Raw genomic sequence first — 15,162 nt, forward strand, 5'->3', positions numbered from 1 at the left:
TCATGCGCGTCTCAGCGCACGTCCGCCGATCAAAATGTGGTGAAAGCTTAACCCGGCTGCAAGATGCGGGCGCCGATTTGCCGGGTCCGCGCCGGGCCTGGACGTTGGACAGCCCGTGTTCAGCCGCCGAAATAGCGGTTCATCTTCTTCGCCAATTCGATGTCGAGCGCCGTCACGCCGCCGGCGTCATGCGTGTTCAGGGTCACGCTGACGGTCTTGTAGACATTCGACCAATCGGGATGGTGGTCCATCTTCTCGGCGGTCAGCGCCACCCTGGTCATGAAGGCGAAGGCTTCGGAGAAATTGGCGAAGGTGAAGGTGCGGCCGATCGAGGCGCCGTCGTCCGCCAGTGCCCAGCCATCAAGCCCTGTGAGCGCTGCTTCGGCGGCCTCCCTGCCCAGTTTCTCTCTCGTCATGTCCGCTTCCCGTGCTATTGGGCTGAAGTCGTCACCATAGCGCCGGATCCATGATCGCGAAGCCCATAAATTCCATTCTTTTCGTCTGCCTCGGCAACATCTGTCGGTCGCCGCTGGCCGAAGGCATTCTTGGCGCCGTGCTGGCGGAGCGCGGATATGGCGGCGATATCGTGCTCGATTCGGCCGCGACCAGCGGCTGGGAGGTCGGCTCCGCTCCCGACCCGCGCTCGATCGCCATCGCGTCTCACCACGGCATCGACATCTCGCGGCAGCGGGCGCGCAAGATCATGCCGGAGGATTTTCACCGCTTCGACCTGATCTTCGGCATGGACCGGTCCAACGTCGCCGACCTGAAGGCGCTGGCGCCGGCGGCGGTGCGCGACCGTATCCACCTGTTCCTGGAATTCGCCGAGGGAAGGCCGCGCGATGTACCGGACCCCTACTATGAGGACCAGCAAGCGTTTGCCGAGGTCTATCGCATGATCCGCGAGGCGTCGGAGGTGCTGGCGACACGGCTGGCGGCACGCGTATCGACGCCGGACAGCGGCCATGCCTCCTCGACAATATAGGGGCCGCCACCCACCGAATCGCGCGACGACATCAGCACGAAACGGCCGATGCGGAACGGCAGCGTCGAGAAATTGCCGCGCGCCGACAGATATTGGGCGACGTCGAGCGGGCTCGAATTGCGCAGCCGCGCCAGCGTCACATGCGGCATGAACCTGCGCGGATCGGCGGGAATGCCGAGCCGCTGGCAGATGCGCTCGATTTCGGCCTGAAGAGCCGCCATATCGGGCGAGGGCGAAGCGCCGGCCCACACCGCATGCGGCTTCTTCTGGCCGAAAGCGCCGACACCCGACAGCGTCAGCGAGAAGGAAGGACGGTGCACCCGGTCGAGCGCGTTGGCGATCTCGTCGGCGACATGGCCCTGGACGTCGCCGATGAAGCGTAACGTCAGATGGTAGTTTTCGACGTCGATCCAGCGGGCCCCGGGCAGGCCGCCCCGGAGCAGGGACAGCGAAAGGGCGGCATCACGCGGAATTTCGAGGGCGGTGAAAAGACGCGGCATGAAGAGCCTCCCTTCCTCGAATCGAAACTGTCATCCCTAGCGAATCATCGATAATCAAATGGAGCAAGTGGTTTGTTGGTCCCGGATGCAATCTAGATGCAATCTAAAGCTTCCGCAGCGGAACCGGTTCCATCCGACGTCACGATCCGCCTGGCGCGGCCGCCATGGCCTTCTCGACGGTGGGCAGGATGCGTTCCACCATCAGGTCGACGCCGCGAGCACTCGGATGCAGGCCGTCCTCGAGCTGCAGGCCGGGCTGGCCAGCGACGCCGTCGAGGAAGAACGGATAGAGCGGAACATCGTATTTGCCGGCCAGGTCAGCAAAGATGGCGTCGAAGGCGCTCTGGTAGTCGGCGCCGAGATTGGGCGCCGCCCGCATGCCGGCCAGCAGCACGGCAATCTTGCGCTCTTTGAGCTTGCCTAGCATCTCGTCCAGGTTCCGTTTGGTGATGTCGGGCGCGACGCCGCGCAGCATGTCGTTGGCGCCGAGTTCGAGGATCACCAGCTGCGTGCCGTCAGGCACCGACCAGTCGAGCCGCGCCAGGCCGCCGCTGGAGGTGTCGCCGGAGACGCCGGCATTGGCGACGACGACGTCATGGCCCTTGGCGCGAAGTGCTGCCTGCAATTTGTCGGTAAAGCCCTCGCCCGGGCCAAGGCCGTACCCCGCCATCAGGCTGTCACCGAAGCCGACGATCTTGAAAGGCGCGGCGCGCGCCGACGAGATGCCGCCGCAGATGGCGAGGAAAACGACCAGGCCTGCGGCAAAGCGGCGTTTGAAAGACATGCGGCAGGCCCCATATGACAGAGAATTCTTCCGGCGATGGCTTCCGACAGGCAGAGCCTCCCTTTCCATATAGGACGCTTTCATTTTGACAGAAGCCGTCATCGCGCTGAAAGACATATCCCTGACACTCGGCGAAGGCGCTTCGTCGGTTCATGTATTGAAGGGCGTCAGCCTCGACGTCGCGCGCGGCGAGGCGACGGGTATCGTCGGTCCGTCGGGGTCCGGCAAGTCGACATTGCTGATGGTGCTGGCAGGGCTGGAGCGGGTCGATTCCGGTACGGTGCGCATTGCCGGCGAGCTGCTCAACGGTAAAAGCGAGGACCAGATCGCTTCGTTTCGCGGCCGAAACATTGGCATCGTGTTCCAGTCCTTCCACCTCATCCCCAATATGACGGCGCTCGAAAATGTCGCCGTGCCGCTGGAACTGGCCGGCCACGCCGATCCCTTCTCGGTGGCGGAGCGGGAACTGGCGGCCGTCGGCCTCAGCGACCGCGTCACCCATTATCCCGGCGAGCTCTCCGGCGGCGAGCAGCAGCGCGTGGCGATCGCCCGGGCGCTGGCACCATCGCCGCGCATCCTGATCGCCGACGAGCCGACCGGCAACCTCGATCAGGCGACGGGGCGGCAGGTCGCCGATCTGCTGTTCGCCAAGGCCGCCGAACGCGGCATGACGCTGGTGCTGGTGACCCATGATCCGGCGCTCGCGGCGCGCTGCTCGCGCCAGGTTTCGATGCGCTCCGGCCGGATCGAGGCCCCGCCGCCGGTCAGGGTCACCGCCTGATGCCGCCGGCGCGGACCTTGAAGCTTGCCATCCGCTTTTCGCTGCGCGAGATGCGCGGCGGCCTGTCCGGCTTCCTCATCTTCCTCGCCTGCATCGCGCTCGGCGTGGCGGCTATCGGCGGCGTCAATTCGGTGGCCCGCTCCATCACCGCCGGTGTCGCCGATCAGGGCCAGACGCTGCTCGGCGGCGATCTTCGCTTCCAGATCAACCAGCGCGACGCCAGCCAGGCAGAACTTGGCTTTCTCGACGGGCTGGGCGTGGTTTCGCATACCGCCGGCATGCGCTCGATGGCGCGCCTGGCTGACGGATCCGACCAGGCGCTGGTCGAGGCCAAGGCTGTCGACGAGGCCTATCCGCTCTATGGCGCGCTGGAAACCGAACCGGTGCTGACGAAGCAGGAACTGTTCGGCAGGCAGTTCGGCGTTTTCGGCGCCGCGGCACCCGATCTCTTGTTCGAACGGCTGCATGTCAAGATCGGCGACCGGCTGAAGCTCGGCACCGCCACGTTCGAACTGCGCGCCAGGCTGGTGGCCGAGCCCGACGCGGTCTCCGACGGGTTCGGCTTCGCGCCAAGGCTGATGATCTCGACCGAGGGCCTGGCCGCCACTGGGCTGATCCAGCCTGGCAGCCTGGTCGAGAACGCCTACAAGGTCCGGCTGCCCGCCGGTGCCGACGAGGCGCGGCTCAAGGCCATCCAGGACCAGGCGGCCAAGGATTTTCCGCAGGCCGGCTGGTCGATCCGCACGCGCAGCAACGCCGCACCGGCGTTATCCTCCAATATCGAACGCTTCTCGCAGTTCCTGACGCTGGTCGGGCTCACCGCGCTGGTGGTCGGCGGCGTCGGCGTCGCCAATGCGGTGCGCGCCTATCTCGACGGCAAGCGCGGCGTCATCGCCACCTTCAAGAGCCTGGGGGCGTCCGGCGGCTTCGTCTTTGCCGTCTACCTCGGGCAGATCCTGATCATCGCGGCACTTGGCATCGTGCTCGGCCTGGTGCTCGGGGCGCTGATGCCGTTCGCGGCGAGTGCCGCGCTTCAGTCGGTCATTCCGGTGCCGGCGCAGGGCGGCTTCTATCCCGGCGCGCTCGCCATGGCGGCCCTGTTCGGCCTGCTGGTGACGCTGGCCTTCGCGCTGCTGCCGCTCGGTCGCGCCCGTGACGTGCCGGCAACCGCGCTGTTCCGGGAGATGGGACTGGAAGGCCGGGGCCTGCCGCGCCCCGTCTATGTCGTTTGCGCGCTCGGCATCGCGCTTTTCCTGGCAGCGCTGGCGATCCTGTTTTCGGGCGACCAGCGCATCGCCTCGATCTTCGTCGGCGCCACCGTTTTTGCTTTCCTGGTGCTGCGTCTCGTCGGCGGACTGGTGCAATGGGCAGCCAGGAAAAGCCCGCGCGTGCGCTTTGTCGCGCTCAGGCTCGCCATCGGCAACATCCACCGGCCCGGGGCGCTGACGCCGTCCGTGGTGCTGTCGCTGGGGCTTGGGCTGACGCTCTTGGTGACACTGGCGCTGATTGACGGGAATCTCAGGCGCCAGATCTCCGGCAGCCTGCCGGGGCGGGCGCCGAACTTCTTCTTCGTCGACATCCAGGGCAGCGAAGTCGATGCGTTCTCCTCGCTGGTGGCGAAGGAGGTGCCGCGGGGAACGCTGGCCAAGGTGCCGATGCTGCGCGGCCGGGTCATGGCTCTCAACGGCGTCGATGTCGACAAGGTCAAGGTGCCGGCCGAGGGCGCCTGGGTGCTGAAGGGAGATCGCGGCCTGACCTACGACACCAGGCAACCGAAAAACGCGACGCTGACAGAGGGCAAATGGTGGCCCGACAACTATGCCGGCGAGCCGCTGGTTTCGTTTTCCGACAAGGAAGGCAAGGAAATCGGGCTGAAGCTCGGCGACACCATCACCGTCAATGTGCTCGGCCGCAATGTCACCGCCCGCATCGCCAATTTCCGCCAGGTCGAGTGGGAGACGATGGGCATCAATTTCGTCATGGTGTTCTCGCCCAACACATTCGCCGGCGCCCCGCATGGCTGGATAGCCACGCTCACCGAAAAGAACGCCTCGGCGGCCGACGACGCGCGCGTCCTCAACGCCGTCACCCGCGCCTTCCCCGCCGTGACGACGGTGCGGGTCAAGGACGCACTCGACATCGTCAACCGGCTGGTCGGCCAGCTCGGCACGGCGATCCGGGCGGCGGCCGGCGTGGCGCTGATCGCCTCGGTTCTGGTGCTTGCCGGCGCGCTTGCCGCCGGCAACCGGGCGCGCATCCACGACGCTGTGGTGCTGAAGACGTTGGGCGCCACCCGGCGAACGCTGATCACGGCATTCTCTCTGGAATACATGCTGATCGGACTGGCCACCGCCATCTTCGCGCTCGCCGCCGGCAGCGCCGCCGCCTGGTTCGTGGTCGCACGCATCATGACGCTGCCATCGCATTTCATGCCCGAGGTGGCGGTGGCGACGATTGCCTTTTCGCTGGTGATCACGGTCGGCATCGGCCTTGCCGGCACCTGGCGGGTGCTCGGCCACAAGGCGGCACCCGTGCTGCGAAACCTCTGATTCGCCGGCGGGCGCCGCCTGCCCGGGTTAAATCTTGGTAAGAATGCCGTCCGAAACGGCCGGCGAAGCGGCATTTTGGCCTGTCACGAACCGTTACACCCGGTTACGGTCTTGTTCTTGACGCGAATAACCATCATATTCCGCGCAGGCATGCTGGAGCCCCCCAGCGGCGCCTGGGCCCGCAAGAGGCCCGACACCGGACGGGGCAGAAGCAACGAGGATTTCCAATGGCTGATCCCATTCGCAACTATCAGACGTCGGCGGTGCCCGGCGTCCGCGCCGACATCGACCAGGGTCTGCGCGCCTACATGATCAAGGTCTACAATCTGATGGGGCTTGGCCTGCTCATCACCGGCCTTGCCGCCATCGGCACGATCATGCTGGCCACCACCACCGATCCGGCTTCGGCCGTCGCGACGCTGCCGAGCGGCGAGATGCTGACCTCCTTCGGCTACGCGATCTTCGGTTCGCCGCTGCGCTGGGTTGTCATGCTGGCGCCGCTGGCCGCCGTGTTCTTCCTGTCGTTCAGGATCCAGTCGATGAGCGTCGCCGCCGCGCAGACCACCTTCTGGGTCTATGCTGGTCTGGTCGGCCTGTCGCTGTCGTCGATCTTCCTGGTCTACACCACGGCCAGCATCTCGCAGACCTTCTTCGCCACCGCCGCGGCCTTCGGCGCGCTGTCGCTGTTCGGCTACACCACCAAGCGCGACCTGTCGGCGATGGGCTCGTTCCTGATCATGGGCGTGTTCGGCATCATCATCGCGTCGGTGATCAACATCTTCCTGCAGTCGTCGGCACTGACCTTCGCCGTCTCGGCGATTGGCGTGCTGGTCTTCGCCGGCCTCACCGCCTACGACACGCAGAAGATCAAGGAGATGTATTTCGAGGGCGACGCTTCCGATGTCGCGGGCCGCAAGGCCATCATGGGCGCGCTGTCGCTCTACCTCGATTTCATCAACCTCTTCATGTTCCTGCTCCAGTTCATGGGCGACCGCCGCTAAGCGGTATTGGACCATCGACTCCTGGAAGGGCGGCCCAACGGCCGCCCTTTTCTTTTAAGCGGGCCTCTGCTGTTATCGAAAGCACCAAAGAGGCTTGCATAAAGAATGAGCAATATCGCGATCAGGCCGGCGACCCCGGCCGACCTCGACGCCATAACCGAAATCTACGCCGACGCGGTTGCCAACGGCACGGCGAGCTACGAACTGGAGCCGCCTAGCCGCACCGAGATGGGGACGCGATTCGCCGCACTCGCGGCCGGCGGCTTTCCCTATCTGGTGGCGGAAAAGGCAGGCGCCGTGCTTGGCTATGCCTATGCCGGCGCCTTCCGGCCGCGCCCGGCCTATCGCTTCATCGTCGAGGATTCGGTCTATGTCGCGCCTGACGCCAAGGGCCAGGGTGTCGGCCTGAAGCTGATGCAAAGCCTGGTCGCGGCGGTCGAGGCGGCGGGCTTTCGCCAGATCGTCGCGGTGATCGGCGATGGCCGCGCCGACAGCGCCTCGGTCAGGTTGCACGAGAAGCTCGGCTTCCGTCATTCCGGCCGCCTCGAAGGCTCCGGCTACAAGCACGGGCGCTGGTTGGACACGGTATTCATGCAGCTGTCGCTCAACGGCGGGGCATCGCTGCCACCTGATCCGGATTCGCTGCCGGAGCGGAAGTTCCGGCAGGGGGAACTGAAGAATTGAGGAATTTGACACTCGGCGCCTGACGTAAGCGCCCCTTGTCCTTCGTTCCTCAATTCTTCAATTCGCATTTACCCCTATACCAGCTTCAGCTTGCTGTCGAAGACGCCGAGCACGCGGCCAAGCTCCTGGCCGCGTTTGAGGATGCGCCCGCCCGCCGCGATGACGGCGAAGGCGCCTTGCTTGCGCGCCAGTTTGGGATCCTTGACGATCTGGAACAGCGGCACTTCGCTGGCGCGTCGGAAGACGGAAAAGACAGCGCGGTCGGTGAGGTGATCGATGGCGTAGTCGCGCCATTCATTGGCCGCGACCATGCGTCCGTAAAGCCTGAGGATCTGGTCCAGTTCGCGCCGGTCGAAGCGGACCGGCTGGTCGAGGCGTGCGCTGCGCGCCTCGTGCAGCGGGATCAATATTGCGGATGCGTCTCCATCCCCCATCCCGCCGCCGTCATCGGTCATGCCTGCCTCGATCCTTCAAAATGAATCTTTGCCAACCAAAGTTGGCCCCTTCGCATCGCAATTGCAAGAGCTGAGAAGCGAAGGCAGCGGCGCGCCGTTTCCGTTGCGTCCAGTCACGTTTGTGAAACGCGTGTTGGAATTGGTGATGCTTCGCCACATTTCCGCCTTTTTTTATCCGCGCTCCTGCCCCAATGTCCGACGAATTTACCGGCGTTGCCTGAGACGGTTCGGTCCGGCACCGGCTCGTAAACCCCAAGCCCCCCGCCCACGGGTCTGCGTCGGATCGAACCAACCTCGGCCTTTTCCTCGGAAAAGCCAGGTGCGACGATCCCAAAACCTAAATGACCGACGTCAGAAGCAAGCTGACGTCGGTTTTTTCGTTTTTGGGCCTTGCACCCGGGACTGCGCGCCGACGGCATCGGCGTAGGGCCGAAAGCGGCCAATCCCGCGTGGCCATTCAATTCTGCCGACCGTGCTTGCCATTTTCCGTTCCACTTAATAGGGTGTTAAGTGAGAACGGAGACGACAATGCCACACGCATCGGGCTCCCCAGTAAAACAGTTGAATGGCGGCGCGGCCGTGCCGGAGGCCGGCGGCGTCGGCCCTCGTATCAAGGCATTGCGCATGGCGCGGCGCGTCTCGCTGCGCCAGCTTGCCGACATGACGGGCACCACGGCGAGCTTCATCAGCCAGCTCGAGCGCAATCTGTGCGGCGCCAACACCGGCACGCTGCTCAAGATCGCCGCCGCTCTCGACCTCGGCATCAACGATCTGTTCGAGGACAATGCGCGTCCCCTGCACAAGGTGCTGAGGCGCGAGGAGCGGCCGGTCGTTCCGGTTGGCCTCCAAGGCCGCAAGATGCTCCTGTCGCGGCGGCCGATCCATCAATTCGAAGTCTATGCCGGCCATTTCGAGGTTGGCGGCTCGACCGGCGACGAGACCTATGTGCATGGCGGCGAACACGAAATGTTCATGGTGCTCAAGGGCACCGTCGAACTGACGCTTGCCGACGAGCGCCATCTGATGCGCGAGGGCGACAGCGTCGAATACGCAACCTCGGTGCCGCACCGGACCGTCAATGTCGGCGACACGCCGGCCGAGGTGCTCTGGATCATCGCGCCGCCGACCGCCGGCGCGCTCGAACTCGATCGATACAGGCCCGGAAACCGCTCGCATCCGGGTGAATGAAAACAATGCGAGTTCTGCAAATGGGAGAGATGATCATGAAACTGAGATTTGGACATGCGGCGGCCGTCGCCGTGCTTATGGCGGCCACCGCCGCGCTCGCGCAATCCAAGCCGGTGGCGGGAGAGGTCGCCGAAGGCTCGCTGAAGGGCAAGACGCTGACCCTCGTTTCCTATGGCGGCATCTACCAGGACGGCCAGGCGGCGGCACTCAAGGAGTTCGTCGACAAGTCCGGCGTCAAGCTGCTCAATGACGGCCCGACGGAGATCGCCAAACTGCAGGCGCAGGTCGAGTCCGGCAATGTGACCTGGGACGTCGTCGATACCGACGACCTGCCGCCCTATGTCTATTGCGGCAAGCTGTTCCAGAAGCTCGATCTGACGAAGCTCGACGTCTCGAAAATCCCGGAAGGCCAGGTCGGTGAATGCTCGGTGCCGGCGATGAACTACGGTGTTGTGCTGATGTACAACAAGGAAAAGTACGGGGATAATCCGCCCAAGAGCTGGGCCGACTTCTTCGATACCCAAAAATTCCCCGGCGTGCGTGGCATCGACGGCTCCGGCAGCCCGACCGGTGGCCTGCTGGAACAGGCTTTCAAGGTTGCCGGCGGCGATCCGAAGGCGATGACGGTAGCCGATATCGACAAGGCCATCGATGTGGTCCGCAAGCTCGGCCCCGACACGATCTTCTGGAAGACGGGTGCCGAATCGCAGCAGCTCGCCGAATCCGGCGAGGCCGACATGCTGATGATGTGGACGGGCCGCGCCATGACGGCGGTCAAGAACGGCGCCAAGTACGCACCCGCCTGGCAGGATTGGCTGGTGGTGATGGACCAGATGACGATTCCGGTCGGCGTCAAGGATACGGATGCGTCCTACGCGCTGCTCAATGCCTATCTCGGCAAGCATGCCCAGGAGATATTGGCGGAGAAGACCTCCTACACGCCGATCAACAACGACGCGCAGCCCAAGGTCGACGCTTCTGTTGCCGCCTACCTGACCAATACGCCTGAACGCCAGAAGCAGGGCTACAAGCAGAACTTCAAGTTCTGGGTCCCGAACTTTGCGGTGGCGCAGGAGAAGTGGTCGGCGCTGATGGCCGGCAACTGACCGGCTGACGGGAAGCAAGGGCCGTGAGCGCGTCCGAGCCAACCATTCCGGCCGCCGAAAGGCGCTGGGCATGGCGGCCGTTCGCGCTCGCGTTGCCGGCCCTGGTCCTGCTTTTCGCGGTGATCGGCTATCCGCTGCTGACCATCGTGCTGCGCAGCCTGTCGGAACCGGAGTGGGGAGCGCAGAACTATGTCTGGTTCTTCAGTGCGCCGATCAACCTTGTCGTGCTCCAGCGGACCTTCGTCATTTCGGCGTGGGTCACGCTGGTGTGCGTGGTTTGCGCTTATCCCTACGCCTATCTGATGACCGCGGTCGGGCCGCGCGTTCGGCTGGTGCTGCTCTTGTGTGTGCTGATCCCGTTTTGGGTGAGCGGCGTGGTGCGCACCTTGTCCTGGGTGATCCTGCTCCAGGATTCAGGCGTCATCAACTCGGTCCTGCGGTCGCTCGGGCTCGGTGGCGTCAGGCTGATCCGCACCCAGACGGGCGTGGTCATCGGCATGGCGCAGGTGCTTTTGCCGTTCATGATCCTGCCGCTCTATTCGGTCATGAAAGGCATCGATCTCAGGCTGATGCGCGCGGCGCAAAGCCTTGGCGCGCGGCCGTCCCGCGCCTTCTTCACCATCTACCTGCCGCTGTCGCTGCCGGGCGTCTATGCCGGCGCGATCATCGTCTTCATCCTGGCGCTCGGCTTCTACATCACGCCGGCTTTGCTCGGCGGTCCGCGTTCGACCATGCTGTCCACCCTGGTGCAGACACAGGTGCTCAGCCTGCTGCAATGGGGCCGTGGCGGCGCCATGGGCGTGGTGCTGCTGGTCACGACCTTCGTGCTGCTGGCGCTCGCCGCGCCCGTCATGCGGTCCCGGTACCGGGAAGCGGAGCGGCGCTGATGGAGATGAAGCCGCTCACCCGCGTCATCCTCGGCCTTGTCTGCCTGCTGGTGGCCATATGGCTGGTGGCCCCGACGCTGGTCGTGGTGCCGATGTCGTTCAACGAGAACAAGTCGCTGGCGTTTCCGCCGCAGGGCTTTTCCTGGCAATGGTACCAGAATTTCGCCACCAACCCGGACTGGTCGAACAGCTTCGTTAATTCGCTGAAGGTCGCCTTGATCGTTGCCGTGCTGGCAACGGTGCTCGGCACGCTTGCCGCCTTCGGCCTCGACCGCATGAAGGCGCGGCCGGCAAACCTGCTGCGCATGCTGATGTTGACACCGATGGTGGTGCCGGGCGTGGTGCTGGCCATCGGCATCTACGCGGTCTATCTCGATACGCGGCTTGTCGGCACGCTGCTCGGCTTCGTGCTCGCCCACACCATCCTTGCGCTGCCCTTTGTGCTGATTGCCGTCTCGGCCAATCTCGAAGTTTTCGACAGGCGGCTCGAGACAGCCGCGGCGAGCCTCGGCGCCAGCGCGCTCACCACCTTCCGCACGGTGACGCTGCCGCTGATTGCACCCGGCGTGCTGTCGGGCCTGCTGTTCGCCTTCGCCACCTCCTTCGATGAGATCGTCGTGTCGCTGTTCATCACCAATCCCTACCTCAAGACATTGCCGGTGCAGATCTTCGCTTCCATCACGCGCGACGCCGACCCGACGGTCGCGGCCGTCGGCACGATCCTGTTGTTTGCCACCACGATCCTGATCGGCGGCGGCATGCTTCTTCTTGGCCGCGAGCGGAAAGGACGCCAATGACCCCGGGGCAAGACAGCAGGGGCGCGGCGATCGATCTCAGGTCGATCAGCAAGGCCTATGGCAGCTTCAAGGCGCTGGACGGCGTGTCGCTGCACATCGAGGCCGGCGAGTTCATGACGCTGCTTGGACCAAGCGGCTCCGGCAAGACGACGACGCTCAACGTCGTCGCCGGTTTCACCGAGGCCAGTTCCGGCGCGCTGGAAGTGGGCGGCAAGAGCGTCGTCGGCGTGCCGGCGCACAAGCGCAACATCGGCGTCGTCTTCCAGCATTACGCGCTGTTTCCCCATATGACGGTGAGCCGCAACGTCGCCTATCCGCTCGCCTTGCGCGGCGTGGCGGGAGCCGAGCGCGAACGCCGGGTGCGCCAGGCGCTCGACATGGTCAAGATGGCGGATTTCGGCCATCGCTTCCCCAGCGAGCTTTCGGGCGGCCAGCAGCAACGCGTGGCGCTGGCCCGCGCCATCGTCTTCGATCCGCCGCTGCTGTTGATGGACGAGCCGCTCGGCGCACTCGACAAGAAACTGCGCGAATGGCTGCAGCTCGAGATCAAGCGCATCCACCGCGAACTCGGCACCACTTTCGTCTATGTGACGCACGATCAGGAAGAGGCGCTGGTGCTGTCGGATCGCATCGCCGTGTTCAACCGGGGCCGCATCGAACAGATCGGTACCGGGCGCGAGCTGTATGATGAACCGGCGACGCTGTTCGTTGGCAAGTTTATCGGCGATTCCACCGTGCTGCGCGGGGCCGCCGCCACCTCGGGCCAGGAGACGGCGATCGAGATATCAGGCCAGACGGTGACAACCGCCAAGCGTCTCGCCAATGGCGGCAGGCCGGTCATGCTGCTGCGCCCCGAAAAGCTGGCGCTCGCCCGCCCTGGTGCTGGCGGCGACGGCCGCAACCGGCTCATGGGCCGTATTGGCGAAGCCATCTATCTCGGCTCCGGCTCAAAATACGAGGTCGACCTGGCCGACGGCTCGAAAGCCATCGTGCGCTCGACGCTGGAAGCAGACAGTTTCGCCATCGGAGACGAGGTCGAGGTGCTGTTCGCCGGCGCCGACGTGAAGCTGCTCGCCGACGACGACAAGGCTGACCTGACGCTCACCTGATTTCGGAACGGATTTCAAAAATGCAAGCCAAGCACAATGGCGACGTGTCGTTCTGGTATGCCGATATCGGCGGCGTGCCGGCCTACCGGCCGTCCTTGCCCGGCGACATCGAGGCAGATGTCTGCATCGTCGGCGCCGGCTACACCGGCCTGTGGACCGCCTATTATCTGAAGAAGGCGCAGCCTGCGCTGCGCATCGCCATCGTCGAAAAAGAGTTCGCGGGCTTCGGCGCGTCGGGCCGCAATGGCGGCTGGCTCTCGGGCGGCTTCAGCTGGTCGCGCGAGAAATACGCAAAGACCTCCTCGCGCGGCGCGGTGATCGACATGCAGCGCGCCATGTTCGGCACGGTCGATGAGGTGATCGCGGTGACGGAAGCCGAAGGCATCGACGCCGATATCCGGCGCGTCGACAACATCACCGTCGCCACCAACGCGGCACAATTGCAGCGTGCCAGGGCCGAATACGAGGAGCTGCTGCGCTGGGAGATGCCGCCGGAGCGGCTGGCCTTCCTCGACGCGCCGGAGGCGCGCCAGCGCATCGCCATCGACAAGGTGCTGGGCGCCTTCGTCGTGCGCAACGTCGCGCGTGTCCAGCCGGCGAAGCTGGTGCAAGGCCTGGCCGCGGCTGTCGAGCGGCTTGGCGTGCCGATCTACGAGCAGACGCAGGTGCTGGCGATCGAGAAGGGCAAGGTCACCACCAGCAGAGGCATCGTGCGGGCAGGGAAGATCATCCGCGCCACCGAAGGCTTCACGGCTGGCATTCCCGGCTACGAGCGTCTCTGGCTGCCGCTGAACAGCGCCATCGTGGTGACCGAGAAGCTGCCGCAAGAACTGTGGGACCAGATCGGCTGGAACGGTTACGAGGTGTTGGGCGATGCCGCTCACACCTATTGCTACGCGCAGCGCACGCGCGAAGGCCGCATCGCCATGGGCGGCCGTGGCGTGCCCTACCGCTTCGGTTCGCGCACCGATGTGCGCGGCCGGACCCAGCAGGCGACCATCGACCAGTTGCACGAGGTGCTGACCAGGCTGTTGCCGCAGACCAAGGGCGTGCGTCTCGACCATGCCTGGTGCGGGACGCTTGGGGTGCCGCGCGACTGGTGCACCACTTCAGGCTTCGACCGGGAAAGCGGCATCGGCTGGGCCGGCGGCTATGTCGGGCTCGGGGTTTCCAGTTCCAACCTGTCAGGCCGCACCTTGCGCGACCTCGTGCTCGGCCACGACACCGAGTTGACCCGGCTGCCCTGGGTCAACCGCACGGTCAAGAAATGGGAACCGGAACCACTGCGCTGGCTCGGCGTGCATACAATGTACCAGCTCTATCGCATCGCCGACCGGCGTGAAGCAAACGGCCTGGACCGGACCTCGCGCCTTGCGGCCTTCGCCGATCGCCTGACCGGACACTGAAAGCATTCGAGCAGGATATGTAGCGGTTTCCGTCTGGAATTGCGCCGAGCCCGTGACCTTACAGCTTACGATCGAGGGAGGCCTCGGATCCCGGTTTGTGGATGAAAGCCGCACCCAGGATGGGGCCTGGCAGGCCATCCTTGCCGACCGACTGCAAAAGCACGGCGCAGCCGCCTTTCTTGGTGATCTCGCTCAGCGGAAATTCGTAGCGCTGCGCCTTGCCATGCCACATGCCGGCGGTCTGGATCCCGGTGACCGCGTTCCAATAGGTCATCTTGCGGCCGGAGTTCTCGCCCTGGCCGATCTTGACCGTCTGCGGCGCGTCGAAATAGACGATGACGACATGGGCGTCGTTCGGGCCGGTGCCGGCGTCACCCGCGTCGATGATCACACGGTCGCCGGTGCGGCTGACCTTGATGGGCACACGCATGCCTTCGCCGGCACGAGCCATGCGGGCAAGCGCGCCGTCGACCTCACCGCGATTGGCGCCGTTGACATGCATGCGGCCGTTCAGGACGGCCTGCGGCGTATAGACGGAACGGCTGCTGAAGTAGCGCATATAGTCATATTGCCGCTCGGTGTTTTCCTTGTGGCTCAGCGTGTCCTTCCAGCCGAGATAGTCCCAGTAATCGACGTGATAGGCGAGCGCGACAATATCTTGCCTTGTGGCGAGTTCGGCGAAGAACGCGTCCGCCGGCGGACAGGAACTGCAGCCCTGGCTGGTGAACAGTTCGACCACGCCGAGCGGCCTGTCGGATTTTTCGGCCTGGGCCCTTTCGGGCTCGCTGGCATGCCCAGCGCCGGCAAAAGCCGAGAAGGCCAGCGCGAAGGCTGCCAGCCACAATGATCGTCGCGAGGCCATTACCATTCCAATTCCCGCCGGTGATGCCGGCTTTGTTCTGCTTTGCCGAAATATGTGGCAGAACGGGA

The 15,162-nt window shown here is 64.8% G+C and carries 16 protein-coding genes; 11 read left to right on the top strand and 5 right to left on the bottom strand.

Annotated elements, in window-relative coordinates; genetic code table 11:
- Window positions 1-119: 119 nt before the first annotated feature.
- The gene (locus LB524_RS20870; RefSeq protein ID WP_015314942.1) at window positions 120-416 is read right to left on the bottom strand and encodes a 4a-hydroxytetrahydrobiopterin dehydratase; all 297 of its coding nucleotides are present in this window, start codon (window positions 414-416) and stop codon (window positions 120-122) included.
- A 50-nt stretch (window positions 417-466) separates the two neighbouring features.
- Here LB524_RS20870 and LB524_RS20875 point away from each other — a divergent pair, with 50 nt between their 5' ends.
- Window positions 467-985, top strand: a complete 519-nt coding sequence (locus LB524_RS20875) for a low molecular weight protein-tyrosine-phosphatase (protein WP_015314941.1) — start codon at window positions 467-469, stop codon at window positions 983-985.
- Here LB524_RS20875 and thpR read toward each other — a convergent pair.
- A complete protein-coding gene (gene thpR, locus LB524_RS20880; RefSeq protein WP_140618242.1) occupies window positions 889-1,485 on the bottom strand; it encodes an RNA 2',3'-cyclic phosphodiesterase in 597 nt (198 codons plus the stop codon). The genes LB524_RS20875 and thpR overlap by 97 nt on opposite strands.
- A 139-nt stretch (window positions 1,486-1,624) precedes the next feature.
- Window positions 1,625-2,269 (bottom strand): arylesterase, encoded by a 645-nt coding sequence (locus LB524_RS20885; RefSeq protein ID WP_140719659.1) that lies wholly within the window; start codon window positions 2,267-2,269, stop codon window positions 1,625-1,627.
- An 85-nt stretch (window positions 2,270-2,354) separates the two neighbouring features.
- Here LB524_RS20885 and LB524_RS20890 point away from each other — a divergent pair, with 85 nt between their 5' ends.
- The 4 genes from LB524_RS20890 to LB524_RS20905 all read left to right on the top strand — a co-directional run bounded on the left by LB524_RS20890 (window position 2,355) and on the right by LB524_RS20905 (window position 7,284).
- A complete protein-coding gene (locus LB524_RS20890; RefSeq protein ID WP_140719657.1) occupies window positions 2,355-3,050 on the top strand; it encodes an ABC transporter ATP-binding protein in 696 nt (231 codons plus the stop codon).
- Entirely contained in the window at window positions 3,050-5,599 is a 2,550-nt protein-coding gene (locus tag LB524_RS20895; RefSeq protein WP_224529753.1) for an ABC transporter permease, read from the top strand. Before LB524_RS20890 ends, LB524_RS20895 begins: the two co-directional genes overlap by 1 nt.
- Before the next feature lie 227 nt (window positions 5,600-5,826).
- Window positions 5,827-6,600: a Bax inhibitor-1/YccA family protein gene (locus LB524_RS20900; RefSeq protein ID WP_140703759.1), complete on the top strand. Its 774-nt coding sequence runs from the start codon at window positions 5,827-5,829 to the stop codon at window positions 6,598-6,600.
- 105 nt (window positions 6,601-6,705) lie between these two features.
- Entirely contained in the window at window positions 6,706-7,284 is a 579-nt protein-coding gene (locus LB524_RS20905; protein ID WP_015314935.1) for a GNAT family N-acetyltransferase, read from the top strand.
- 74 nt (window positions 7,285-7,358) lie between these two features.
- Here the strand turns inward: LB524_RS20905 and LB524_RS20910 are convergent, their stop codons facing one another.
- Entirely contained in the window at window positions 7,359-7,739 is a 381-nt protein-coding gene (locus LB524_RS20910) for a DUF2794 domain-containing protein (protein WP_023782086.1), read from the bottom strand.
- Window positions 7,740-8,267: 528 nt separating this feature from the next.
- Between LB524_RS20910 and LB524_RS20915 the strand changes: the two genes are divergently transcribed.
- Genes LB524_RS20915 through LB524_RS20940 form a run of 6 tightly spaced genes read left to right on the top strand, consistent with a single transcriptional unit; the run spans window position 8,268 to window position 14,232 of the window.
- Window positions 8,268-8,927: a helix-turn-helix domain-containing protein gene (locus tag LB524_RS20915; protein WP_015314933.1), complete on the top strand. Its 660-nt coding sequence runs from the start codon at window positions 8,268-8,270 to the stop codon at window positions 8,925-8,927.
- 35 nt (window positions 8,928-8,962) lie between these two features.
- Window positions 8,963-10,033, top strand: coding sequence for an extracellular solute-binding protein (locus LB524_RS20920; RefSeq protein WP_181171355.1), 1,071 nt, complete (start codon window positions 8,963-8,965; stop codon window positions 10,031-10,033).
- Window positions 10,034-10,056: 23 nt separating this feature from the next.
- The gene (locus tag LB524_RS20925) at window positions 10,057-10,920 is read left to right on the top strand and encodes an ABC transporter permease (protein WP_140793871.1); all 864 of its coding nucleotides are present in this window, start codon (window positions 10,057-10,059) and stop codon (window positions 10,918-10,920) included.
- A complete protein-coding gene (locus LB524_RS20930; protein ID WP_224529756.1) occupies window positions 10,920-11,717 on the top strand; it encodes an ABC transporter permease in 798 nt (265 codons plus the stop codon). The genes LB524_RS20925 and LB524_RS20930 overlap by 1 nt, the downstream gene beginning before the upstream one ends.
- Complete coding sequence (locus LB524_RS20935) at window positions 11,714-12,826, top strand: ABC transporter ATP-binding protein (protein ID WP_224529759.1); 1,113 nt, start codon at window positions 11,714-11,716, stop codon at window positions 12,824-12,826. Before LB524_RS20930 ends, LB524_RS20935 begins: the two co-directional genes overlap by 4 nt.
- 20 nt (window positions 12,827-12,846) lie before the next feature.
- A complete protein-coding gene (locus tag LB524_RS20940; protein WP_224529762.1) occupies window positions 12,847-14,232 on the top strand; it encodes an NAD(P)/FAD-dependent oxidoreductase in 1,386 nt (461 codons plus the stop codon).
- Window positions 14,233-14,290: 58 nt separating this feature from the next.
- Here LB524_RS20940 and LB524_RS20945 read toward each other — a convergent pair whose 3' ends face one another.
- Entirely contained in the window at window positions 14,291-15,100 is an 810-nt protein-coding gene (locus tag LB524_RS20945; RefSeq protein ID WP_224529765.1) for a DUF1223 domain-containing protein, read from the bottom strand.
- Window positions 15,101-15,162 lie beyond the last annotated feature (62 nt).

The sequence above is a fragment of the Mesorhizobium sp. ESP6-5 genome (assembly GCF_020164695.1).
Taxonomy (GTDB): Bacteria; Pseudomonadota; Alphaproteobacteria; order Rhizobiales; family Rhizobiaceae; genus Mesorhizobium; species Mesorhizobium australicum.